The organism is Pseudomonas sp. M47T1 (assembly GCF_000263855.1).
Lineage (GTDB): Bacteria > Pseudomonadota > Gammaproteobacteria > Pseudomonadales > Pseudomonadaceae > Aquipseudomonas.
Map to the genome: position 1 here is coordinate 59261 of NZ_AJWX01000025.1, position 23041 is coordinate 82301.

Here is a 23041-nt window from a genome sequence, read left to right on the forward strand (position 1 = left end):
AGACAATGGCGTTAAACGCTGAACTGGCGGCCTTTCTCGACCTGGTCGACGAAGGTCGCGACGCTGGCCGCCCGCCAATGCACGAGCAGACCGTGGGCCAGGCTCGGGCCGAATTCGAGCGCTCGTCCGCAGAGCTTGGGTGGCAGGTGGCCGGGCCGGTGACGGTTCGCGAGCAGCACTTCACTGCCCGTGACGGCGCCTGTGTACCGGTGCGCCTCTACCTGCCCGCCGATGCGCCCGAGCGCCAACAGCCGTGGCCAGTGCTGGTGTATTACCACGGCGGTGGTTTCGTGGTGGGTAGCCTCGATTCCCACGACCGTGTGTGCCGCGAGTTCTGCTGGCGTACGCCCTGCGCAGTGCTGGCGGTGGGTTACCGGCTGGCGCCGGAACACCCGTTCCCTGCGGCGGTGAACGACGCCGAGGATGCACTGACCTGGTTATGGGAGCAGGCCCCCGCCCTGGGCCTGGACCGCGAGCGCCTGGCGTTGGCGGGCGACAGCGCTGGCGCGACCCTGGCCACGGTAGCGGCCATCAAGGCCGGGCAGGGTGCCTTGCCCGTGCGGCCACGGTTGCAGATGCTGTTCTACCCGGTAACTGACACCGCGGCCAGGAGGGTGTCCACCGACCTGTTCGATCAGGGCTACTTGCTGGAGACACCGACCTTGGAGTGGTTCTATAGCCACTACCTGCCTGAAAACGAGCAGCGCCGCGACTGGCGCGCATCGCCCTTGCGCGCCGACGTGCCTACGTGCACGGCCCCAGCCTATATCGCGGTGGCAGGTTTCGATCCACTGTTGGACGAAGGCTGCGCCTACGCCGAACACCTGCGTGCCGCCGGCGTGGAGGTGACCTTGCATTGCCAGGCCGACCTGACCCACGACTTCCTGCGCATGGCCAGCATCACGCCCGTGGCCCTACCGCTGTACGAAACCTTCACAGCGGTGCTGGCCCAGGCACTGGCGTCCTGACCGCAGTCTTTGTGGCGGGACCTGTCTAGGTGGGAGCTGGCTTGCCAGCGAGCTTTTGGGCCTCAACAGCTTGCTGAAAAGCCAGCCCCACAGAGTTTATTCCCCTGTAGCTGCCTGAGGCTGCGTCTTGCTACGCGGTGAGTCAGGCCGCTGCCGAACATGAAAAAACGCCAGCCCCGTGAGGGACTGGCGTTTTTGCGTGGCGGCGGCTGCTTACCAGTTGTAGGTCAGGGTCGCGATCACGTTGCGCCGTGGGCCGTAGTAGCAGGCTGCGTAGTTGGTGCAGGACACTACGTAGTCCTTGTCGAACAGGTTGCTGGCGTTGAGCGCGATCTTGGTGCCGTTCAGGCTGCTGGACAGTTTGCTCAGGTCGTAATGCAACGCGGCGTCGACGATGGTGAAGTTGCCGGTCTCGATGCGGTTATACACGGCCGACGGCGAGGAAACGCTGCTGCCCCACAGGTCGCCGACATAGCGTGCACCGATGCCACCACCCAAGCCGTCCAGCACGCCTTCGTGCAGGGTGTAGTCAACCCAGGCCGAGGCTTGCTGGCGAGGGGTGTACGGCAGTTCGTTGCCCTTGTCGGTGTACGCCGAGGTGACGTAGCCGGTGCGGGTCACTTCACTGTCGGTGTAGGTGTAGGACGCCAGCACATCGAGGTTCTTGGTCAGCACAGCCTTGCCTTCCAGTTCAAAGCCACGGCTTTCAGCAGCGCCGATCTGGATAGTGTTGGCGGTATTGGTCGGGTCGACCGTGGTCACGTTCTTCTGCTTGAGCTTGTACACCGACGCTGTGATGTAGCTGTCCTGGCCCGGCGGCTGGTACTTGATACCCAGCTCGTACTGCTCACCCTGGGTAGGCTTGAAGATCGGCGTGGCAGCGCTGACCGCGGTGTTCAACTGCGGGTCGAAGGACTGCGAGTAGCTGAGGTATGGCATCACGCCGTTGTCGAACAGGTAGGCGGCCGCCCAACGGTAGGTGCCCTTGTGGTCATCCTGGTCGATGTAGCGGTTGGTAGCATTGCTGCGGTCTGGGCGGTAGTGGCTTTCGGAGTCCGCCCAGTCGAAGCGGCCACCCAGGGTGAACAACCAGTGGTCCAGCTTGATCTGGTCCTGGGCGTACACGCCGGTCTGCTTCTGCACCTGGTACAGATTGCGGGATGTGTAGGTCCCGGTCCTGTTGCCACTGCTGTTGCCGCCGGCATAGGGGTTGGTGCTGGTATAGCCACTGTTGACTACGTTGTTGTCCAGCGCGCTGCGGCGGAAGTCCACGCCGGTCAGCAAAGTGTGTTCGAGTGCGCCGGTGTTGAACTTGCTTTCCAACTGGTTATCGACGTTGAAGATTTGCAGGTTGCGCTTGATGTCCGAGGTCAGGCGGGCCACGTTCGGGCTGGTGGCTTCGTTGACATAACCGTTGCCGAAGGCCGTACGGTTTTCGATGTTGACCTGGCTGTAGCGCAGGTTCTGGCGGAAGGTGATGGCATCGTTGAAGTGATGCTCGAACAGGTAGCCCAGTTGCGAGCTTTCACGACGCAGCTTGTCGAAATCGCTGTCACCCAGCAGGGTGTCGCTGTTGATTCGGCCGTATTTCGACGAATGCAGCGAACCCGACTCCGGGTAGTACTGCTCGGTGCTGCCACCCCAGTCACGCTGGTAGTTGGCCAGCACGGTGAGCGAGGTGTCTTCGTTTGGGCGCCAGGTGAAGGCCGGGGCAATGAAGTTGCGGTTGTTCTGTACGTGGTCGATCTGCGTGCCGCTGTCCTTCACCAACCCGGTCAGGCGGTAGCTGAACACGCCTTGGTCGTCGATGGGGCCGCCGAAGTCGAAGCCCAGTTGCTTGAGGTCGTAGCTGCCGCCCTGCACCTGGATTTGATGGTAAGGGGTGCTGGTGGGCATCTTGCTGGTCAGGTTGATCAGGCCACCCGGGCGGCTCTGGCCGTACAGCATGGACGCCGGGCCGCGCAGTACTTCTACGCTTTCCAGGCCGTAGGGTTCGGACATGCCGCCCTGGCCGGTCTCGCCGTAGGGCAGTTGCAGGCCATCCTGAAATACGTAGGGCGAGAAGCCACGAATGCGGAACTGCTCACGGGTGTTGTTGGCGCCGGTGTACTCACCGAACACGCCCGGGGTGTAGCGCACTGCCGAGCTGACGTCTTGCACCGCCTGCTCGTCCATCTGCTTGCGGGTGACCACGGAAATCGATTGGGGAGTTTCGCCGATTGGCGTGTCGGTCTTGGTGGCCGTGCTGGTGCGCTTGGCCACCACGCTGTATTCCGGTGTGTAACCTGCGCCATCCCCCGAGGCGTTGATGTTCACGTTCTGCAGCAACATGGCGTTGCCGTCAGCCGTGGCTGCGCCCACGGTGATGGTGCCGCCGTTGACTTCATAGCGCAGGCCGGTGCCGCGCAGCATCTGCTCCAGGGCCTGTTGCGGCTCCATGGTGCCGTCTACGCTGGGGCTGCTGCGGCCTTTGGTCGAGTCGGCGCTGAACAGCACCTGCATGTGGGTTTGCGAACCCAGTTGCATCAACGCGTTGGACAGCGGTTGGGCTGCGATATGCACTTCAACCGGCGCTGCCAGCACCTGGGTGCTGTACGCGGCGAGGGCGAGGCTGGCTGCCAACAGGGTCTTGGTGAAGCCGGTTCCTTGTGCTTCCCGACCTTTGTTGTGTCGAAACTCAAACATTATTAGCACTCGTTAAGGTTAGCTTATAAGAATCGTTTCCAATAAGACGAAGCCCGCGAGCAAAACCAGAACAAATTTTTCACTTTTTTTCAGGCCACTGGCTAAAACTTGCCGCCGCTGCCGTCAGCGTTTCTTGCATTGGCGGCGGTTGATCGGCAGAGGGCAGGAATTGCAGTAATCCAGGCTGTCCAGGCGGTAGCGCAGGCAACACACCCGGCGGGTACTGGCGGACGTTTCATCGTCGGGCACGGCAAAGCGCACCGGCTCGAACAGGGGGTTGCTGCCGCCGTTCGGCCATTGCTTTGCGCCCAACAGCTCACGCCCTGGTGCGGCGCGCTCGGCGCCGCCCAAGGGGTGCCGGGCAACCACGCCGACCGCCCAGGCCACGCGCACCCCGGCATTGCTCCAGAGCACGCGCGGCGACAGGCCGCTGAACTGTGCCAGGGTGGCGCACAGCGGCGCCAAGTGCTCGAACACCAGGGGGGCGAACCGCTCGAAGGCCGAGCGCGGCGTGCGCACCTGCCCAGGGTGATCGAGTTCCACGCGTTCCGGGTTGCCGGCGGCGTCCAGGCGCAGATGGGTGTGGTTGAGGTCCAGCGGCAGCAGGCGGTCTTGCAGCAGGTCGAGGATGACCACGGGTGGTACCAGCACCGAGAAATACCATTGGGTCCACAGCGAGACCAGCGCCTTGAAGTCGCCGTCCGGGTAGCGTTGTGCGAACGCGGCCAGCGGCGCCTGATAGCGCTGGGGATCGAGCAGGTCGCTGAGGACAATGCTCGGTTCGTCGTCCTGGGCCAGTGTCAGTGATTCGCCGACACCGGCCAACGGCCCGGGGAAGGCGCTGGCGAAGGCGGCGATCATGCCCCACCTCGGCGGCGCATCATCAGCCACATGAAATACGGCCCGCCGACGAAGGTTGCCAGCAGCCCGGCCGGGATCTGCCACGGGAAGATCAGCGTACGTCCCAGCCAGTCGGCAACCACCATTAGCAAGGCGCCGAGCAAGGCGGCGCCGTACAGTTGCACGAGTGCCCGGCGCAGGCCCAGCAGGCGCGCCATGTGTGGCGCCATCAAGCCGACGAAACTCAAGGGCCCTACCACCAGCGTCGCAGCGCCCGTGAGCAGGGCGGTCAGGGTCAACAGCGCCAGGCGACTGCGACCCAGGTTCAGGCCCAGCATGGTGGCGGTGCTGGGGCCCAGGCTCAGCAGATCCAGCCAGCGCCGAATCAGTGGCGCCAGTGCCAGCCCCACCAGCGCCACCACGCAGGCGACCACGGCTTGGGGCGCTGTGACCCGGTAGGTGGAGCCGGCCATCCAGCTCAGCAGGGTGCCCAGGCGCGGGTCGCCGCTGACCAGGATAATGCTGGAGAACGCCCCGGAAATAGTGGCTAGGGCAATGCCGGTGAGCAATAGACGTTCGGGGGAGAACCCGTGGCGCCAGCCGAACGACAGCAGGATCAGCAGGGTGATCAGCGCCCCGGCGCTGGCGGCCAGCAAGATGATGACCGGGGTGAGTGGCAGGCTGGCAAGGAAGATCACAATCACCCCCAGCGCCGCACCGGAACTGACGCCCAGCACTTCGGGGCTGGCCATGGGATTGCCGGTGGTGCGTTGAATCATGGTGCCGGCCATGGCCAGCATGGCGCCGGCGGCCATGGCAGCGAACAGCCGTGGTGCACGCCAGGGCAACAGTTGCACGGTTTCGCCGAGGCTGCTGAACGCCCAGCCGTGCGGGCCGGGCGCCAGCGTCAGGGCTAATGCCAGGCACACCACCAAGGCCACGGCGCTGATCACCAGCAGGCGTGCGGGACGGCGGTTTTTCGGTTCCTGCTCGGCGGGCGCGCTGCGCGGTGGGTGCAGGCTGCGACGCATCTGCGGCAATAGCCAAAGCAACAACGGCGCGCCCAACAGGGCGGTAGCCGTGCCGGTGGGCAACAGCGGTGCAAAGTTCTGGATCAACTGGTCGGCCAGCCACAGCAGCAACGCGCCAAACAGCGGCGCGCACCACAGTTGTTGGCGCAGGCGGCGGGCGCCCAGCAGCCGCGAGAGGGCAGGGGCCGCCAGGCCGACAAAGGCGACCATGCCAATATGGCTGACCACCGTGGTACTGAGAAACACCGCCAGTGCCAGCCCCAGGGTACGGCTCCACGATAACGACAAACCCAGGCTGCGCGCGCTTTCATCAGACAGTTGCAGCACGTCCAGCGGCCGCACCAACAGCAGGGCGGCGAGCATGCCGGGGATCAGGCTGAGGGCCAGGTCCTGGGTCAGGCCCCAGCCGTTCTGGGCCAGGTTGCCGGTCTGCCACACAAACAGTTCGCCCAGGTATTCATGGTTGAACAACACCATGATCGAGCCCAGCGCGCCGCAGTAAAGGCCAATGATCAGGCCAGCCAGCACCACGGCCAGCGGCGCCAATGCCTGGCGCCAGGCCAGGGCGAACACCAGCAGCATGGCCAGGCCGCCACCGACGCTGGTCAACAGGGTACGGCCATGGTCGAGCAGGGCCGGGGCAAACAGCAGCCCCACCACCAGCATAAGGTTGGCGCCGGCGGAAATGCCCAGGGTGGAGGCGTCAGCCAGCGGGTTGCGCAGGATGCTTTGCAGCAGTGCGCCACTGAGCCCCAGCGCCGCGCCCGCCAGCAGGCTGACCGCCAGGCGCGGCAACCAGGCGTGGTGCACCAGCAATTGCGCGGTGTCGTTGGCGGCGGGGTGCACCGCCGCGCTCCACCACAGGTTCAGGGGCAGGTGCCGCGCCAGGCCGTGCAGGCTCAGGGCGAAAGCGGCCAGCGCCAGCAGCACCACCACCAGCAGCCAGCGGCGTTGCTGCGGGTCGCGCAGGCGCGCGGTGGCGTAGCCAAGTGAAGAACTAGCCATGAGTGTACTCCGGGTCGGCGGGCAGGTTGGCCACCAGCAATTCGGCAAAGCGCGCGGCGGTCTGGGTACCGCCAAACACGTAGGTGGGCGGGATAGGGCTGACACGCCCGGCCCGCACCAGTGGCAGCACATTCCACAGGGTGCTGGCGTTCAGCGTCATGAGCGAGCGCTGGCTGGCCTTGCCGAAGTTCAGGTAGATCAGCCGCGCTTCGGGGTGCTCCACCAATTGTTCAAGTTCCACCAGCGCAAAGCCGGCAGGACCCAGTTCGCCGTCCCAGGCGTTGACCAGGCCGACTCGTGCCAGGGCATCACCCAGCAGGCTGTTGTGGCCCCACAACCTTACATGGCTGCCACCCTGATCAATGTCGGCAAGGAAGATGGGCCGGTGCGGCTGGCTGAGGATCTGCGCGCGGGCGGCATCGAGCCGGGTATTGAGGCGGTCCACCAGCGCTGCCGCTTCCGGTTGGCAACCCAGCCACTGGCCCACTTCGCTGATGGCGGCAAGGCCGCGCGGGATGGGCGAAAGTCCGCTATCGACGTCCAGCACTCGCACGGGGGCAATGGCGGCGTATTGCGCCTGGGCCATCTGTTGCACGGGGCTTAGCAGGATAAGGTCGGGTTTGAGCCGGGCCAGCAGTTCCAGGCTGGGCTCCCATGAGGCGCCCAGGTCCAGCACATCGGCCGGCAGCGGCGGCTGCGGTACCCGGGCGCGGTACATGTCCAGACTGGGAATGGCCAGTGGAGAAACGCCAAGGCCGAGCATGATCTCGGCCAGTTGCCAATCCAGCGGGGCGACCCGCTTGCGTTGGGGTTGAGCGTGGAGCAGCGGGCTTGCCGCCAGTGCCGCCACGCTCATCAGATGCAGAAATGAGCGCCTGTGCATGATCGCGTTATCAAGCCTCCACGGGGTGTTGCTGGCGCACGTCTTCGTAGATTCGACCCGGCTCCATGCGCACCAGGCGGTCAGCGATATGGAAGTAACGGTCGTCGTGGGAAATGACGATGATGGTCTTGCCCAGGCGTTGCAGGTCGGGCAGCAGTTCGGTGTAGAAAATGCGTCGGAAGGCCGGGTCCTGGTCGGCGGCCCACTCGTCGAACACCAGCACCGGGCGGTGATCGAGCCACGCCTGTACCAGCGCCAGGCGCTTGCGCTGGCCGGTGGACAGGTCGGTGGTGGTGAAATTGCCGTCCTGGATGCTGACCTTATGCGAGATCTCCAGGCGGTCGAGGTATTGATGGGCTTCGTCGGGCAGCTTTTCGTCCGGGCCCATCAAGTCGTCGAACAGGAAGTAGTCGGCAAAGATGGTGGTGAACAGTTGGCGATAGTCATCACGGTTCTCCACGCCCACCTCTTTGCCGTCCAGCAGGATACTGCCCTGCTGCGGCGCATACAGGCCCAGCAACACCTTGATCAGGGTGGTCTTGCCCGCGCCGTTTTCACCGGCGATGAACATGATCTCGCCGGCATTGAGGCGCAGGTTCACCGGGCCCAGGCAGAACGGGGTCACGCCTTCGACAGCCGGGAAGGTGTAGCGCGCGTCACGCAGTTCGATGCTTTGCAGCGGCGTCGCCGGCTTTACGGTGCCTTCCAGCAACAAGTGCGGCTCGGGAGAGGCGAATTGCGCGGACAGGTCGGCAATGCGGCGGAACGAGACCTGGGCGCGGCTGACGATGGGCAGGTTGCCGATCAGGTGTTCCAGTGGGCCTTTCATGAACAGCAGCACCAGGATAAAGCCGCTGAGGGTGGCCTTGTCGGTGTTGGGGTACAGGCTCTGGTACACCAGCACCAGGCCGATGACGATGAAAAACAGCGTGGAGCCAAAAGTCTTGGCCACCACGAACAGCTTGATCGAGCGCAACTGGATATCGCAGATCTTCTCCACGGTTTTCTGCAGGTGGTCGCGGTACACGCGGAACCGGCGCGGGCGGTGGATGCGCAATTCCTTCGCGCCTTCGGAAATGGCCCGGTAGTGTTTCTGCAAGTCATCCTCGGCCTCGCGCGCCTCGAAGAAGCCGCGAATGCCCTTCATGCGGGCGAAGTACTGGGCGGTGGTGCCCAGCAAAATCGCCACCACGGTGCAGAGGAACATGGGGAACGACAGGTGTGCCAGGTAGCCCATGCAGCCCAGGGTCACGGTCAGCGACACGGCCAGGGGCGAAAAGGCGAAGGCGAAGTCGCTGATCACGTCTACGTCGTGGGTGAGTACCGGAATCAGCCGGTGCGACTTGTAGCGCTCGATCTGCTCGATCGGCGCGGACAGGATCTTGCTGCCTAGGTCCTTGCGCAGCTTGGCGATCACATGCTGGCCGACATGGTTGGTACCGATGTCGGAAAAGATCGAACCCAGCAGCGCCAGGCTGCACAGCCCGCCGAATGCCAGCAGCAGGGTGCCGGCGGCCGGGCCGTCGGCGTGCAGGCTTTGGTTGATGGTGGCCAGCAGCGCCGTGATGCTCAGGCCACCCATGATACCCAGGGTGATGGACACCGCGAGAATGGGCCAGAACGGCTTGAGCAGGCTGAACAGTTCGGAGAGCGTACCTTTGGGGGGCTTGGCTTGCGTCATTGGGCTGTCGTCACAAATGGGATTCATATCCAGATAGGACGCACGAGCAGGGCAAAACCTTAAAAATTAATTTCCCGCACCCACAAGGACAGGTACCGCGATGGGTGAAGCTGTGGTTGCGAATGAGAGGGGTTTAAATTTATGCGCAGGCTTCTCGTCACCACTTGGGTAAGCGCTCCGACTGGGGGCGCAGTTCCTGGGCGATACGCCTGGCACCCGAAAAGGGGCCGCCGGAGTGTTCGTGCCAATCGACTAATGGATCGAAAGGTATTGGCGAGATGACTCAATCAGTTACTACAAGCACGCCGCTGGATGTGCTCGGGATCGGCTTCGGCCCCTCCAACCTCGCACTGGCCATCGCCCTGGAAGAACTGGGCGTGAAGCGTGGGCGGCACCTGGACGCGCTGTTCCTGGACCGTCAACAGGACTACCGCTGGCACGGCAACACTCTGGTGGCCCAGAGCGAGCTGCAGATCTCCTTCCTCAAGGACCTGGTGACCCTGCGCAACCCCACCAGCGCGTTCAGCTTCGTCAACTACCTGCACCAGCACGGCCGCCTGGTGGACTTCATCAACCTGGGCACTTTCTACCCGTGCCGCATGGAGTACAACGACTACCTGCGCTGGGTAGCCGGGCATTTCACCGAACAGTCCGCCTACGGCGAAAACGTGCTGGCGGTGGAGCCGGTGCACGCGGGTGGGGTGATCGAGCAACTGCGAGTGATTTCCCAGGACGCGCAAGGCCGTGAGCAGGTGCGCCATACCCGCTCGGTGGTGCTGAGCACCGGCGGCACGCCGCGTATCCCCGAGGTATTCCGTCACCTCAAGGACGACACCCGGGTGTTCCACCACTCGCGCTATCTGGAGCGCATGAACGAGCAACCGTGCGCAAACGGCAAGCCGATGCGCATCGCCGTGATTGGCGGTGGCCAGAGCGCGGCGGAGGCCTTCATCGACCTCAATGACAGCTTCCCCAGCGCCCAAGTCGACATGGTGCTGCGCGCCGCCGTGTTGAAGCCGGCCGATGACAGCCCGTTCGTCAACGAGATCTTCTCGCCGCAATACACCGACCTGGTATTCAACCAGCCGGAACGCGAGCGCGAGCGCCTGATCAACGAGTACCACAACACCAACTACTCGGTGGTGGACCTTAACCTGGTGGAGCGCATCTACTCGATCTTCTATCGCCAGAAAGTCTCCGGCCAACCGCGCCACAGCTTCCTGTGCCGCCGTTCCATCGAATCGGCCAAGGCCGACGCCAACGGCATCGAACTGGTGCTGCGTGACCTGGCCACCGGCGACACTGAAGCGCACCGCTACGACGCGATTATCCTGGCCACCGGCTACGAGCGCATTTCCCACCAGCAGATACTGGCGCCGCTGGCCCAATACCTGGACGAGTACCAGGTGAACCGCGAGTACCGGGTGCAGGCCGATCCGCGCCTCAAGGCCCCGGTGTTCATCCAGGGCTTCAGCCAGTCCAGCCATGGCCTGAGCGACACCCTGCTGTCGATACTGCCGATTCGCGCGGAAGAGGTGGCGACGGCGCTGCATGAGAATCTCAAGTCCAGCTTTGATGGCGTGGCGGCGAAGACGGCCCCGCGCGCTACCGCCAGCAACGCTTGAGTGCCGCGCGCCGGCATAGGAGTGCCGGCGCATTTTTACGCGTTCGCTATATCCATGCCTTCCCGGGTAGAACCCGCTTCCCCCGGAGGAATCGTGGTCGTAGGTGCGTGAAGACTGCTGGACCAAGGAGCTTCAGTGACTGTTCGAACCCGGTATGTGTGTGCAATGACAACGTGGTTGGCAATGTTGGGTGCAGTGGCCCAGGCTGACGAAGCAGGGCAGGGGCGAGGGACGCTTCTGGAGGTGAAGGAACTGGCGCGCTACAGCGCCGAGCAGATCAACCAGGCCACGCAAGCGCAACGAATGTTCGTCGACAAGGTGGACTGCGGTGTCAGGGTGGTAGCGGTGCAATACCGCACCATCGGCGTGAAGGGCGAACCGGCCGACGCATCCGCCGCCCTGGTGCTCCCCGACGGCAGTGCCTGCCAGCAACCAGCGCCCTTGCTGGGCTGGGCTCGCGGTACCGAAACAGACCGTAACCGGCAACAGGCGCAACTGGCCGCCGCATCCGCCGGTTATCCCCTCAACGCTGTCTACGCCGCCCGCGGTTACGTGGTGATCGCCAGCGATTACCTGGGCCTGGGCAACTCCCACTACCCCTTCCATCCCTACCTTCACGCCGACTCTGAGGCCTCCACCGTCATCGATGCCTTGCGCGCCGCCCGCCTGGCCGGTGCGCAACTGGGCGTGCGGTTTTCCGGCAAGGTGATGCTGGGCGGCTACTCCCAGGGCGGCCACGTGACCATGGCCACGCAACGGGCCATCGAGCGTGACCATCTGGCGGAGTTCAACCTGGTGGCCAGCGCGCCCATGTCCGGGGCCTACGACTTGCCGCACACCTTTAGGGAGTCGTGGAGCGGCGTCACCAGCGCCGGGCCGAACCCGTTGTCACCCTATTTGCTGGCGTACACCGTGGTGGCGATGCAGCACGTGTACGGCAACCTGTTTGTTCAGCCCGAAGACGTGTTCAAACCGCCTTATGCGCAGGCGGTACAAGGCGCCTTTCCCGGCCCGCTGGGGCTGCGAGCGATGATTGCGCAGCCACCGTTCAACCAGGTGCGCTCTATCGATGACGTGCGTCAGCCCGGGTTCGCCAAGGCGTTCGCAGAGCAGGCGGATACGCCCTTCCAGCAGGACCTGGCACGCAACAGCACCCTGGACTGGACGCCGAAAACACCGATGATGATGTGCGGCACCGACCGCGATGGCGTGGTGCCGTTCGACAACGCCGCACGGGCCCAGGCGGCGTTTGCCGGCCGTGGCGTGCAGGTGGCGGTGGTCAATGTCGATGCGGCGGTGCCGGCCAAGGCCACGGGGGCCCAGGCGCACATGGTGTGGGCGTCACTGGCCTGCTACAGCGCCATGCGCAAGATGCTCTTCGACCCGGCGCGCTGGGGCAGTGCCCTGTCGCTGGCCAGGGGCGCATCGTTCAGCCTGCCATACCCGTTGCGCTGGCCGGCGAGTCGAGGTAGCTGATCAGCGAGCCGTCGCCTGGGTGGCGCATCACACCCATGGGAATGCCGTAGATGCGCTCCAGGGTGTCGCTGCGCATCAGCTCCTCGGGGCTGCCCTGGGCCAGCAGGTGGCCGCTGTGCAAGGCCAGTAGGTGGTCGCAATAGCGCGCAGCCATGTTGACGTCGTGCAGCACCACCAGCACGCCCAGGTCCAGCTGGCGGCTGAGGTCATGCACCAGGGACAGCACGTCCACCTGATGGGCAATGTCCAGCGCCGAGGTGGGCTCGTCCAGTAGCAGAAAGCGGCTGTTCTGTGCCAGCAGCATCGCCAGCCATACGCGCTGGCGCTCGCCGCCGGACAGCAGGTCTACCTGGCGTTCGGCAAATTCACTGATATGGGTGAGTTGCAGCGCCCGCTCCACCGCGTCGCGATCTTCATCGCTGAAACGCCCCAACGCGCCGTGCCACGGGTAGCGGCCAAAACCTACCAGCTCGCGTACGGTCAGGTTGTCGGCTGCCGGCAGTTGCTGCGGCAGGTACGCCACCTGACGGGCGAAATCGCGGTTGCCCCAGGCGGGCAGCGGCGTGCCATCAAGGATGATCTCGCCGCCAGCCGGCACCTGCTGGCGGGCCAGCAGCTTGATCAGGGTGGACTTGCCCGAACCGTTGTGGCCGATCAGGCCGATCATCTTGCCGTGCGGGATCTGCAGGTCCAGCGGTTGCAGCAAGGTGCGGCCAGGGACTTTGAAGCTGACGGAGCGCAATTCGAACATGAGGCTTCCACGATCGCTTGAAGGGGCAGGGTGCGACAGTAGTAAATTTGCTAATGGTTATCAATTATAAAATGCCCCGGCCCCCGGGCATTTCAGTCGGGCACGGTTTACAGGGTGAACTTGCCCACCATGGACTGCAGGTGCACGCCCAGGCGCGCCAGTTCCACGCTGGAGGCGGCGGTCTCTTCGCTGGCTGCCGAGGTCTGCTCGGAAATATCGCGCACGTTGAGCACGCTGCGGTTGATCTCCTCGGCCACGGCACTTTGCTGCTCGGCTGCGGCGGCGATTTGCTGGTTCATGGACTCGATGGCCGCCATTGAGCGGCTGATGCCGCTGAGCGAGGCGCCGGCCTGGCGCGTTAGCTCGACGCTGCTGTCGGTCAGCTGGCGGCTGCTTTCCAGGGCGCTGGCTACTTGCTGGGTGCCACTGTGCAGGCCGGTGATCAACTGTTCGATTTCTTCGGTTGAGGTCTGGGTGCGCTGCGCCAGGCTGCGCACTTCGTCGGCCACCACGGCAAAGCCACGGCCAGCCTCACCGGCGCGGGCGGCCTCGATGGCGGCGTTGAGGGCCAGCAGGTTGGTTTGCTGGGCCACGGACTTGATCACGTCCAGCACGCTGCCGATCTTGTCACTTTCGCGCTTGAGGTCGTCCATGGCGGTGGTGGAGTGACCCACTTCGCTGGCCAGCCGGTCGATCTGGTTGATGGCCTTGGCCAGCACGTCATCACCGTCGCGGGCTTCGCGGGTGGCGCTGACCGCCGCCTGGGAAGCCTGCTCGGCGTTGCGGGCCACTTCCTGCACCGTGGCGGCCATCTCGTTCATGGCGGTGGCCACCTGGTCGGTCTCCACTTTCTGGCTGTTGACCCCGGCGCTGGTTTGCTCGGTGACGGCCGACAGTTCCTCGGCGGCGCTGGCGATCTGCACCACGCCGTCACGCAGGCCACCGATCAGTTCGCGCAGGTTCAGGGTCATGCGTTGCATGCTGTGCTGCAACTGGCCCAGCTCGTCACGACGCGACACGGCGGCGTCGCCGGTGAGGTTGCCGCTGGCCACACGCTCGGCGCGGCGCAGCGTTTCCAGCAACGGGCCCACGATCAGGCGAGTGATGACCCAGGCAGCGAGGATGCCCAGCAGGAGGGCGAACAGTACGGCGCCGCCCAGCAGGTTGCGGGCCTGCAGCATGTCTGCGGCGCGTTGGTCGGCCTGGTTCTGCGACAGTTGCTTGCTGGCGGTGAACAGGTTGGCGATGTCATCGTTCAGCTCGGCTTGCGCCTTGCCGGCGCGGGCCTGGGTGGCGGCGAACTGGTCGACTGTGGCGCGATAATGGGTGAGCGCGCGCTGCAACTGCTCAAGGTTGTCGGCCTGGGCGTGGGGCAGCAGTTCGACGGCGGTCTTGGCGTAGGCGCCGGCCTGGTCAATGGCTTGCTTGGCCGGTTGTTCCAGCTCCGCCTTCATGCTGTAGCTGTAGCCGCGCAATTGGAAGCGTGCCTGTTGCACCAGCACCTGGGCCTTGGCCACCACGTCGCGCTGAGCCTGGTCGCCGGCGGGCGAAGCCACGGCTTCGGCCATGGTGTTCAGCGCGGCCACGGCGCTGTCGGCGTAGCCGCCAAATACGCCGCGGCTGTCTTCACGTGCCTGCACGGCCTGGCTGAAATCGGCGAAGTGCTCGTGGTAATGCTGGGTCGCCTCCAGGGCGGCCTGAATCTGCGCGACGTCACCGGCGTCGGTGAACCGCGCGCGGCTCGCGGCCAGGTGGTTGTCCAGGTTGTCCAGCTGCTTGAGCACGCCATTGCCATGCTCGCTGTCGGGGGTGATGGTGTAGGACAGCCGGGCAATGCGGACTTCCCGGGTAATATCGTTGAGTTTGGCGATATCCAGGATCCGGTCGCCGCGATCCCCTAACGCCTTGATGCCGACCCAGCCGGTGATGGCGATCAACACCGTCAACACCAGCACGGCACCAAACCCCAGGGTGAGCTTGGCGCGCACACTGATGTTTTCCAGAAAACCATTGATCGTCGCGAACATCGAGCCTTCTCCACCGAGTGAGCACTGCCTAAGAATGCTTTATCGGTTCAGGCGCGAAAAACTGGATGGTGGGCGGCGACTATTTACGCGCAGGGCCCTGACTGAAGATCGGACGGATGCCGCGGCATGTCGGGTAGTCGGCGCAGCCCCAGAAGTCGCCACCGGCGTTTCGGCCGCTGCGGGCCACGCGCACCACCATGGGTTTGCGGCAGAACGGGCACGCGGGGGCTTTGGGCTCCTCCTGTACAGGTGGCACCGGCGCTTTGGGCCGGGCAACCGGGGCGTCGGGCTTCACGTGCGCCACGGGTGCGGTTTTATTCGCGGCGGCAATCCAGCGCCGCAACTGCCGACCGTCCACCAGTTTGAGGTTGCGCCCACTGGCAAACTCCCGCGCCGGCTCGCTGAACCGCCCGCTGGTGATTACAAAGCCGCCCACCGCGCCTTCCGCCGCCATGGCCCCATACAGCTCGCGCACCACCGGCACGCCCACCTGCAGCGCCCGCCAGTGCTTGCACTGCACCAGGTATTTCTCGCCCTCCTTGCGCGCGATCAGGTCCACACCCCCATCGGGGCCGTTCCCGCCGGTTTCCTCAATGCCGAAGCCCTGGCGGCGCAGGGCCTCGCCTACCAGCAGTTCAAATTCCTGCCAGGTGAAATCGTTGACGGCATGGCCGGTGTTCAGCAGCTCGCGGCGCTTGCGGCGGCCGAGCACGGACGTGATGGCGCCGATGACGAAGATCAGCGGGAGCAGGTACTGGCCGAGGGTGGCCAGGGTTTTGAGAAACGTCTGGGTCATCATCGAATCGAGATGCTGGACGTCGCTGACGATGGCCGTGGGCGCACTGGCGACGCCATGCAGATACACGCCTGACGCTACGGCCAGGATCAAACTTGACCACCAGGGGAGCTTGCTGGCGAGGAAGGTGAGGTCGTCGAAGGTGGAGGTTTTCTTGGCCATGTGCGGTCTGTTGTGATGGGGGGGGGCGCTGCGACAAGCTCGATGGTGGCTGTGTGCGGGAGACTTTCGGGTCTCGCGGTCCTGGTCCGGTTCGCTAACCCTCCACACAGCCACCAAAAAAGCCCCGGATCTTCCGAACCGGGGCTTTTTGTCATTGCCGTAACGCGCTTACACGTTAAACCGGAAATGCATCACATCGCCGTCTTTGACGATGTATTCCTTGCCTTCCAAGCGCCACTTGCCGGCTTCCTTGGTACCCGCTTCACCGTTGTACTGGATGAAGTCGTTGTAGGCGATGACTTCGGCGCGGATGAAGCCTTTTTCGAAGTCGGTGTGGATCACGCCGGCAGCCTGTGGCGCGGTGGCGCCGATTTTCACGGTCCAGGCGCGTACTTCTTCGACGCCGGCGGTGAAGTAGGTCTGCAGGTTCAGCAGTTCGTAGCCGGCGCGGATCACGCGGTTCAGGCCAGGCTCTTCCAGGCCCAGGGCCTCGAGGAACATGTCCTTCTCTTCACCGTCGTCCAATTCTGCGATTTCGGCTTCGATCTTGTTGCACACCGGCACCACGATCGCGCCTTCTTCTTCGGCGATGGCACGAACAACGTCCAGGTGCGGGTTGTTGTCGAAGCCGTCTTCGGCCACGTTGGCGATGTACATCACCGGCTTCGAGGTCAGCAGGTGGAAGCCGCGGATCACCAGCTTCTCGTCCACGCCCATGTTCTTCATCAGGCTGCGCGCAGGCTTGCCGTCGGTGAAGTGGGAGATCAGTTGCTCCAGCAGGCCCTTCTGGAGCACGGCGTCCTTGTCACCACCCTTGGCGTTGCGCGCAACCTTTTGCAGTTGCTTCTCGCAGCTGTCCAGGTCGGCGAAGATCAGTTCCAGGTCGATGATCTCGATGTCGCGCTTGGGGTTGACGCTGTTGCTGACGTGAATCACGTTCTCGTCTTCGAAGCAGCGCACCACGTGGGCGATGGCGTCGGTCTCGCGGATGTTGGCGAGGAACTTGTTGCCCAGGCCTTCACCTTTCGACGCACCGGCCACCAGGCCTGCGATGTCGACGAATTCCATGGTGGTCGGCAGGATGCGCTTGGGGTTGACAATGGCTGCCAGCGCCGCGAGGCGGGCATCAGGCATCGGCACGATGCCGCTGTTGGGCTCGATGGTGCAGAAGGGGAAGTTCTCGGCCGCGATACCCGACTTGGTCAGCGCGTTGAACAGAGTGGACTTGCCGACGTTGGGCAGGCCGACGATACCGCAATTGAAACCCATGGTGATTCCCTCTTCGTGGAGTCAGGCCTTTTGGCTGTGCAGGTTTTTCATCGCGCGATTCCACTCGCCGGCGAAGATATCCGGCAACACGCCGAGGGCAAAATCGATACTGGCGTCCAGTTTATCCTGTTCGGCGCGTGGCGCCCGGCCCAGGACAAAGTTGGATACCTGACTGGCCACACCCGGGTGGCCGATGCCAAGCCGCAGACGGTGGAAGCCGTTGTTGTTGCCCAGCTGCGCGATAATGTCGCGCAAGCCGTTGTGCCCGCCATGGCCGCCGCCCAGCTTGAGCTTGGCAACGCCCGGGGGCAGGTCGAGTTCGTCGTGGGCCACCAGGATGGCGTCTACCGGGATACGGTAGAAATTCGCCAATGCCGCCACGGCCTGGCCGCTGCGGTTCATGTACGTGGTGGGGATCAACAGGCGAACATCATGGCCTTGATGGCTGAAACGCGCCGTCAGGCCGAAATACTTGCGATCGGCTACCAGGCTGACGCCTTGTTTGGCAGCGATGCGCTCAACGAAAAGAGCCCCTGCGTTATGCCGGGTCTGTTCGTATTCTTGGCCGGGGTTACCCAGGCCAACGATCAGTTGAATGGCGGTCACGACAGGGGCTCTTCCTTGGAATCGAATTGAACATCGCCACCGGCTGGGCCGGTGGCACAAGTGGACGAGGTCAGCTGTGTAACTCCGCGATCTCGTCCGCTTGTTGCTACCGCGATGTCATTACAACTCCGGCTTGCCGAGTAAAATTACTCTGCAGCGCCTTCAGCTTCTGGAGCTACACGTGGAGCGTGGACGTTGGCAACAGCCAGGTCGTTGCCGTGAGCCAGGGCTACGAACTCAACGCCTTTAGGGGCCTTGAGGTCGGACAGGTGAACGATCGAACCGATTTCGGCGTTAGCCAGGTCGACTTCGATGAATTCAGGCAGGTCTTTGGCTTCGCAGGAAACTTCGATCTCGTTGACAACGTGGGAGATCTCGCCGCCTTTCTTCACTGGCGCTTCTTCGTTGACGAAGTGCACAGGAACGATAGCGGTCAGCTTCTGGCCAGCAACAACGCGCACGAAGTCAGCGTGCATGATGAACTGCTTGGCTGGGTGACGCTGCATGGCCTTGACCACGACGTTTTGCTTCTTGCCGTCAACATTCAGTTCGATGATGTGGCTGTAGGCAGCCTCGTTTTCGAACAGCTTGGCAATTTCTTTAGCCAGGATGCTTACGGATTCAGCTTCTTTGTCGCCACCGTAGATTACGGCAGGGACTTGGGCGGCGAGACGACGCAGGCGGCGGCTCGCACCTTTCCCCAGGTCGGTACGCGCTTGAGCGTTCAGAATGAAATCAGTCATTTTACATCTCCAAAATAGCCAGCTCCCGAATGACGTTTGCGACCAGCGTCAAAGCGGGGTGGGCAAAAAAGCCCCGCCCCAACGGTAGTGTTGGGGCGGGGCGCTTTTCGTCAACGTGGTGTTCGCAGGGCAGGGCCCTTAGCGGAACATCGCGCTGATCGATTCTTCGTTGCTGATGCGGCGGACCGCCTCGGCAACTACCGGTGCGATATCCAGTTGACGGATACGTACACAGGCTTGTGCTGCAGCGGACAGCGGGATGGTGTTAGTGACCACCAACTCGTCCAGCACGGAATTTTCAATATTCTCGATTGCCCGACCCGACAGCACAGGGTGTGTGCAGTAGGCAAAGACCTTGGCAGCGCCATGCTCTTTCAGGGCTTTCGCCGCGTGGCACAGGGTGCCGGCGGTGTCGACCATGTCATCGACCAGAATACAGGTACGCCCTTCGACGTCGCCGATGATATGCATCACTTCAGAGTGATTGGCTTTCTCACGGCGCTTGTCGATGATACCCAGGTCAACGCCCAAGGACTTGGCAACAGCACGTGCACGCACGACGCCGCCGATGTCCGGGGACACGATCATCAGGTTCTCGAAGCGTTGATCTTCGATGTCATCCACCAGAACGGGGGAGCCGTAGATGTTATCTACCGGAATATCGAAGAAACCCTGGATTTGGTCAGCATGCAGATCGACCGTGAGAACACGATCAATCCCCACTACGGTGAGCATATCGGCGACGACTTTCGCGCTGATAGCCACACGTGCGGAACGCGGACGGCGATCCTGGCGGGCATAACCAAAGTAAGGAATCACCGCAGTGATTCGGGACGCTGAGGAGCGGCGGAAGGCATCGGCCATCACAACCAGTTCCATCAGGTTATCGTTCGTCGGAGCGCAAGTCGGCTGAATGATAAAGACGTCTTTACCGCGGACGTTTTCATTAATCTCAGTGCTGATTTCGCCGTCGGAGAACTTACCGACAGAGACATCACCCAGTGGGATATGCAGCTGACGTACTACACGCCGAGCCAGATCGGGGTTAGCGTTCCCCGTAAAGACCATCATCTTGGACACGCGCAGTACCTGCCGGCTGAGGGTATACCTGGATGAGTATAGGAAAATGGCAGGGGCGGCTGGATTCGAACCAACGCATGGCAGGATCAAAACCTGCTGCCTTACCGCTTGGCGACGCCCCTGTATCTGTTGCTACGAGTGCCCAGCACCCGTTTCCTGTGACAGACTCTGTAGTTTACGGTGCAACATCGAAACGTTGCTGCCTTTGGCTACAAACCCTGTAAGGGTATCTGCAAGAAGGTGCGAAACTCTATCAGCTTCCGCTTTGCTTGGGAAGGCCCCAAACACACAACTTCCAGTTCCGGTTAGTCTTCCATCACCAAATTTCTTCAGTGAATTCAAGGCGTTAAGTACTTCTGGATAACGTCTTGTGACAACCGCTTCGCAGTCATTTCTGCTGTTTCCCTTGGGAACGGGGCGCACTTTAATGGGAAGTGAATCGCGTGTCAACAACGGATCGGAAAAAATTTCTGCTGTACTAACAGAGACTTGCGGGACCAGTACCAAGTACCACGGTTCTTCGGGTTCGGCGGGGGTAAGGATCTCGCCCACGCCCTCGGCAAATGCCGCGTGGCCGCGGACGAAAACCGGCACGTCGGCGCCCAGGCCAAGGCCCAGCGCGGCGAGCCGGTCGATGTCGATACCGGTGTTCCACAAGTGGTTCAGGCCCAGCAGGGTAGTGGCGGCGTCAGAGCTGCCGCCGCCGATGCCGCCGCCCATGGGCAGCACTTTGTGCAGCCAGATGTCGGCGCCCAGGGCGGTGCCCGACAGGTCCTTGAGTTTGCGCGCGGCCTTGACGATCAGGTTGCTGTCGTGGGGCACCCCGTCGATTTCGCTGTGCAGGCGGATTTCACCGTCCTGGCGCAGGGCGAATTGCAGCTCGTCGCCATGGTCGAGGAACTGAAACAGGGTTTGCAGTTCGTGATAGCCGTCGGCGCGGCGCCCCAGGATGTGCAACATCAGGTTGAGCTTGGCCGGGGCCGGCAGGGTCAGGCGTGGCTGGGTCATGTCAGTGCCCCAGTTGCCGTGGCTGCCAGCTCTTGACCACAAGGGTCACGTCGAGGTCGCGGCCGTGCAGCTTGATGCGCTCGGGCAGGGTGTAGCCGTTCTGCTCGGTGTAGCTGAGGTATTCGACGCTCCAGCCATCCTGTTCCAGGCTGGCCAACCGGCTGTCGCCGTCCAGGGTCAGCGTGCTCTTGGTATCAGGCGCGGGCAGGCCGCGAACCCACCACACCAGGTGAGACACCGGCAAGTCCCAGCCCAGTTGCTCGCCCAGCAACTGCTCGGGGGTGGCAGCCTCGTAGCGGCCCTGGTTGGCTACTTCCAGCACCACCTGGCCCGGGCGCCCGGTCAGGCGTGCGGCGCCGCGGCCCAGGGGGCCGGACAGGCGAATGTCGTAGTAATCCTGGCGCTGCAGCCAGAACAGCGTGCCGCTGCCCGAGTCCTTGGGCGCGCGGATGCCGACCTTGCCGTCGATCTGCCAGCCGTCGAGCTGGGTCAGTTGCGCCTTGTGGGCACTCCATTGTTGCGGGTTGCCCTGGCCCTGCAGGGCCTCGCGGGTGCCCAGGCCGGTACAACCGGCAAGCAGGGCGATCAGGCTGAAAGTCACTACGTGGCGCAAAAACATAAGCTTATAAAGTCTCGGATCCGGTCAGGCGCAGCACGGTGTTGCGCAGGGTAGGGCTCTCGGGTTGTTCTTTCAGGTACTTGGCCCAGATGTCACGGGCTTCGCGCTGTTTGCCATTGGCCCACAGCACTTCACCCAGGTGGGCGGCCACTTCCTGATCAGGGAAGTTGGCCAGTGCCTGGCGCAGCAGCCGCTCGGCTTCGCTCAGGTTACCCAGGCGGTAGTTGACCCAGCCCAGGCTGTCGAGCACGGCGGGGTCGTCCGGGTTGATCTTGTGGGCGCGTTCGATCAGCTCCTTCGCCTCGGCATAGCGCGTGGTGCGGTCCGACAGGGTGTACCCCAGGGCGTTGAGGGCCATGGCGTTGTCGGGTTCGCGCTTGATGATGGCGCGCAGGTCGGCCTCCATCTGCGTCAGGTCGTTACGCTTTTCGGCCAGCATGGCGCGGGTGTACAGCAGGTTGAGGTCGTCGGGGTAAAGCTTGAGGGCCTTGTCCAGCAACTGCCACGCCTGGTCGGGCTGGTTGTTGTTGGCCAGGGTCTCGGCTTCCACCAGGTACAGCTGGATGGCGTAGTCGGGCTGGGCTTCGCGCGCGTTTTCCAAGCGTTTGCGCGCCTCGGCCACGCGGCCGCTGGCCATCAGGATGTCGGCCTGGCGCAGCTGCGCGGGGAGGTAGTCGTTGCCGCCGCCAACCTGTTCATACTCGGCCAGCGCACCCTGCGGGTCGCCTTTTTCTTCGGCGATACGGCCCAGGTTCAGGTGTGCCGAGTCCACGTGGGCACCGCGGTCCACCAGTTCATGCAGGTAGCTGGCCGCTTCATCCCAGGCCTTGGCTTCCAGGCACACCAGGGCCAGGGAGTAGCGCAGTTCGTCGTCTTCGGGGTACTGCTGCACCAGGCTGGCGAACTGCACCTTGGCGTCGGCCATGCGGTTCTGTTCCACCAGCATGCGCGCGTAAGTCAGGCGCAGGCGCTTGTCGTCCGGGTACTGGCGGATGCTTTTTTCCAGCAGTGGCAAGGCTTCCTTGCCACGGTCGAGTAGTTGCAGCAGGCGAGCGCGCAGCAGGATAGGGGCGATTTCGCCGTTTTGCGGCGGGTTGTCTTCCAGCAGCGTCAGGGCGCCCTGGTTGTCGCCGTCCTGTTGCAGCAGCAAGGCCTTGCCGAAGATCAGCTGGTTGTTTTTCGGGTATTTCTTCAGCAAACGGTCAAAGCTTTGCAGCAGGCCGTTACGGGTGTCCTGGTCGGTGTCGGCGGCCGACAGGGCGAGGAAATCAAAGTGGGTGTCGCCCTGGCCCTGCAGGACCTTCTCCATGTACACCATGGACTCGTCGTAGCGGCCATTGCGCGCCAACTGGATGGCGGCGGCGCGCTGGGCGTCGAGATCCTTGGGTGCATTCTTGGCCCACAGCAGCGCGGTATCCAGGGACGCCTGGTCGGCGCCCACGTACTCGGCGATGCGGAAGGCGCGCTCGGAAACCCCTGGATCCTGGGTTTTCTGCGCCTGATCCACGTAGTTGTCCAGGGCAATGTCGAAGCGATTGCGCTGGCCGGCAAGCTCCGCCGTCAACAGGCTGAACACCGTGTCTTCACTGAACGAGCTGTACACCTGCGGTTTCTCGGCAGGCTTGGGAGTGCTGTCCTGGACGGCAGCGGCGTCTTGGTGCTTGCCCGGTGGCCAGGCCTGGCAACCGTTGAGCAAGACAAAAGCTAGGAACAACGCGGAGGATCTATTCATAGGGAGTTTTGGCGACTTACCTGCGGTCGGATCATCATGACACAAGCCTGTGGG

General features: G+C 63.4%; 18 protein-coding genes and 1 tRNA gene. 3 read left to right on the forward strand and 16 right to left on the reverse strand.

What is annotated here, in order from left to right:
* The first annotated feature begins 5 nt into the window (after positions 1 to 5).
* On the forward strand, positions 6 to 968 hold the full coding sequence (locus PMM47T1_RS22170) for an alpha/beta hydrolase (RefSeq protein ID WP_008373233.1): 963 nt from the start codon (positions 6 to 8) through the stop codon (positions 966 to 968).
* A gap of 213 nt (positions 969 to 1181) precedes the next feature.
* Here PMM47T1_RS22170 and PMM47T1_RS22175 read toward each other — a convergent pair whose 3' ends face one another.
* From PMM47T1_RS22175 to PMM47T1_RS22195, 5 genes are all read right to left on the reverse strand, one after another.
* Entirely contained in the window at positions 1182 to 3653 is a 2472-nt protein-coding gene (locus tag PMM47T1_RS22175; RefSeq protein ID WP_008373234.1) for a TonB-dependent siderophore receptor, read from the reverse strand.
* A 123-nt stretch (positions 3654 to 3776) separates the two neighbouring features.
* Positions 3777 to 4514, reverse strand: a complete 738-nt coding sequence (gene fhuF, locus PMM47T1_RS22180) for a siderophore-iron reductase FhuF (protein ID WP_008373235.1) — start codon at positions 4512 to 4514, stop codon at positions 3777 to 3779.
* Positions 4511 to 6529, reverse strand: a complete 2019-nt coding sequence (fhuB, locus tag PMM47T1_RS22185) for a Fe(3+)-hydroxamate ABC transporter permease FhuB (RefSeq protein WP_008373236.1) — start codon at positions 6527 to 6529, stop codon at positions 4511 to 4513. Before fhuB ends, fhuF begins: the two co-directional genes overlap by 4 nt.
* Positions 6522 to 7412 (reverse strand): ABC transporter substrate-binding protein, encoded by an 891-nt coding sequence (locus PMM47T1_RS22190; protein WP_081492696.1) that lies wholly within the window; start codon positions 7410 to 7412, stop codon positions 6522 to 6524. Before PMM47T1_RS22190 ends, fhuB begins: the two co-directional genes overlap by 8 nt.
* Before the next feature lie 10 nt (positions 7413 to 7422).
* On the reverse strand, positions 7423 to 9093 hold the full coding sequence (locus tag PMM47T1_RS22195) for a cyclic peptide export ABC transporter (RefSeq protein WP_008373238.1): 1671 nt from the start codon (positions 9091 to 9093) through the stop codon (positions 7423 to 7425).
* 278 nt (positions 9094 to 9371) lie between these two features.
* Between PMM47T1_RS22195 and PMM47T1_RS22200 the strand changes: the two genes are divergently transcribed.
* Positions 9372 to 10718 (forward strand): lysine N(6)-hydroxylase/L-ornithine N(5)-oxygenase family protein, encoded by a 1347-nt coding sequence (locus PMM47T1_RS22200; protein ID WP_043301398.1) that lies wholly within the window; start codon positions 9372 to 9374, stop codon positions 10716 to 10718.
* A gap of 183 nt (positions 10719 to 10901) precedes the next feature.
* On the forward strand, positions 10902 to 12194 hold the full coding sequence (locus PMM47T1_RS22205) for a lipase family protein (protein ID WP_008373240.1): 1293 nt from the start codon (positions 10902 to 10904) through the stop codon (positions 12192 to 12194).
* Here the strand turns inward: PMM47T1_RS22205 and PMM47T1_RS22210 are convergent.
* From PMM47T1_RS22210 to PMM47T1_RS22260, 11 genes are all read right to left on the reverse strand, one after another.
* On the reverse strand, positions 12148 to 12945 hold the full coding sequence (locus PMM47T1_RS22210) for an ATP-binding cassette domain-containing protein (protein ID WP_008373242.1): 798 nt from the start codon (positions 12943 to 12945) through the stop codon (positions 12148 to 12150). The genes PMM47T1_RS22205 and PMM47T1_RS22210 overlap by 47 nt on opposite strands.
* A 107-nt stretch (positions 12946 to 13052) precedes the next feature.
* A complete protein-coding gene (locus PMM47T1_RS22215; RefSeq protein WP_008373244.1) occupies positions 13053 to 14972 on the reverse strand; it encodes a HAMP domain-containing methyl-accepting chemotaxis protein in 1920 nt (639 codons plus the stop codon).
* A 79-nt stretch (positions 14973 to 15051) separates the two neighbouring features.
* On the reverse strand, positions 15052 to 15930 hold the full coding sequence (locus tag PMM47T1_RS22220; protein WP_008373245.1) for a restriction endonuclease: 879 nt from the start codon (positions 15928 to 15930) through the stop codon (positions 15052 to 15054).
* Positions 15931 to 16098: 168 nt separating this feature from the next.
* Positions 16099 to 17199 carry a redox-regulated ATPase YchF gene (ychF, locus tag PMM47T1_RS22225; protein WP_008373246.1) on the reverse strand — a complete coding sequence of 367 codons (1101 nt, stop codon included), beginning with the start codon at positions 17197 to 17199 and terminating at the stop codon, positions 16099 to 16101.
* 21 nt (positions 17200 to 17220) lie between these two features.
* Positions 17221 to 17805 carry an aminoacyl-tRNA hydrolase gene (pth, locus tag PMM47T1_RS22230; protein WP_008373249.1) on the reverse strand — a complete coding sequence of 195 codons (585 nt, stop codon included), beginning with the start codon at positions 17803 to 17805 and terminating at the stop codon, positions 17221 to 17223.
* 146 nt (positions 17806 to 17951) lie between these two features.
* On the reverse strand, positions 17952 to 18548 hold the full coding sequence (locus PMM47T1_RS22235; RefSeq protein WP_008373251.1) for a 50S ribosomal protein L25/general stress protein Ctc: 597 nt from the start codon (positions 18546 to 18548) through the stop codon (positions 17952 to 17954).
* Between the two features lie 138 nt (positions 18549 to 18686).
* Positions 18687 to 19628 carry a ribose-phosphate pyrophosphokinase gene (locus PMM47T1_RS22240; protein WP_008373254.1) on the reverse strand — a complete coding sequence of 314 codons (942 nt, stop codon included), beginning with the start codon at positions 19626 to 19628 and terminating at the stop codon, positions 18687 to 18689.
* Between the two features lie 47 nt (positions 19629 to 19675).
* Positions 19676 to 19750, reverse strand: a tRNA-Gln gene (locus PMM47T1_RS22245).
* Positions 19751 to 19760: 10 nt separating this feature from the next.
* Entirely contained in the window at positions 19761 to 20636 is an 876-nt protein-coding gene (gene ispE, locus PMM47T1_RS22250; RefSeq protein ID WP_008373255.1) for a 4-(cytidine 5'-diphospho)-2-C-methyl-D-erythritol kinase, read from the reverse strand.
* A 1-nt stretch (position 20637) separates the two neighbouring features.
* A complete protein-coding gene (gene lolB, locus PMM47T1_RS22255; protein WP_008373256.1) occupies positions 20638 to 21255 on the reverse strand; it encodes a lipoprotein insertase outer membrane protein LolB in 618 nt (205 codons plus the stop codon).
* A 4-nt stretch (positions 21256 to 21259) separates the two neighbouring features.
* The gene (locus PMM47T1_RS22260) at positions 21260 to 22987 is read right to left on the reverse strand and encodes a tetratricopeptide repeat protein (protein WP_008373257.1); all 1728 of its coding nucleotides are present in this window, start codon (positions 22985 to 22987) and stop codon (positions 21260 to 21262) included.
* Between the last annotated feature and the right edge of the window lie 54 nt (positions 22988 to 23041).

What these genes read in the sequence shown, in the direction of transcription:
- fhuF (WP_008373235.1), bottom strand. Translation starts at nt 4,514, where the DNA reads ATGATCGCCGCCTTCGCCAGCGCCTTCCCCGGGCCGTTGGCCGGTGTC.
- PMM47T1_RS22175 (WP_008373234.1), bottom strand. Translation starts at nt 3,653, where the DNA reads ATGTTTGAGTTTCGACACAACAAAGGTCGGGAAGCACAAGGAACCGGC.
- PMM47T1_RS22260 (WP_008373257.1), bottom strand. Translation starts at nt 22,987, where the DNA reads ATGAATAGATCCTCCGCGTTGTTCCTAGCTTTTGTCTTGCTCAACGGT.
- PMM47T1_RS22210 (WP_008373242.1), bottom strand. Translation starts at nt 12,945, where the DNA reads ATGTTCGAATTGCGCTCCGTCAGCTTCAAAGTCCCTGGCCGCACCTTG.
- fhuB (WP_008373236.1), bottom strand. Translation starts at nt 6,529, where the DNA reads ATGGCTAGTTCTTCACTTGGCTACGCCACCGCGCGCCTGCGCGACCCG.
- PMM47T1_RS22215 (WP_008373244.1), bottom strand. Translation starts at nt 14,972, where the DNA reads ATGTTCGCGACGATCAATGGTTTTCTGGAAAACATCAGTGTGCGCGCC.
- PMM47T1_RS22200 (WP_043301398.1), top strand. Translation starts at nt 9,372, where the DNA reads ATGACTCAATCAGTTACTACAAGCACGCCGCTGGATGTGCTCGGGATC.
- PMM47T1_RS22170 (WP_008373233.1), top strand. Translation starts at nt 6, where the DNA reads ATGGCGTTAAACGCTGAACTGGCGGCCTTTCTCGACCTGGTCGACGAA.
- ispE (WP_008373255.1), bottom strand. Translation starts at nt 20,636, where the DNA reads ATGACCCAGCCACGCCTGACCCTGCCGGCCCCGGCCAAGCTCAACCTG.
- lolB (WP_008373256.1), bottom strand. Translation starts at nt 21,255, where the DNA reads ATGTTTTTGCGCCACGTAGTGACTTTCAGCCTGATCGCCCTGCTTGCC.
- PMM47T1_RS22195 (WP_008373238.1), bottom strand. Translation starts at nt 9,093, where the DNA reads ATGACGCAAGCCAAGCCCCCCAAAGGTACGCTCTCCGAACTGTTCAGC.
- PMM47T1_RS22190 (WP_081492696.1), bottom strand. Translation starts at nt 7,412, where the DNA reads ATGCACAGGCGCTCATTTCTGCATCTGATGAGCGTGGCGGCACTGGCG.
- PMM47T1_RS22235 (WP_008373251.1), bottom strand. Translation starts at nt 18,548, where the DNA reads ATGACTGATTTCATTCTGAACGCTCAAGCGCGTACCGACCTGGGGAAA.
- PMM47T1_RS22220 (WP_008373245.1), bottom strand. Translation starts at nt 15,930, where the DNA reads ATGGCCAAGAAAACCTCCACCTTCGACGACCTCACCTTCCTCGCCAGC.
- PMM47T1_RS22205 (WP_008373240.1), top strand. Translation starts at nt 10,902, where the DNA reads ATGTTGGGTGCAGTGGCCCAGGCTGACGAAGCAGGGCAGGGGCGAGGG.
- ychF (WP_008373246.1), bottom strand. Translation starts at nt 17,199, where the DNA reads ATGGGTTTCAATTGCGGTATCGTCGGCCTGCCCAACGTCGGCAAGTCC.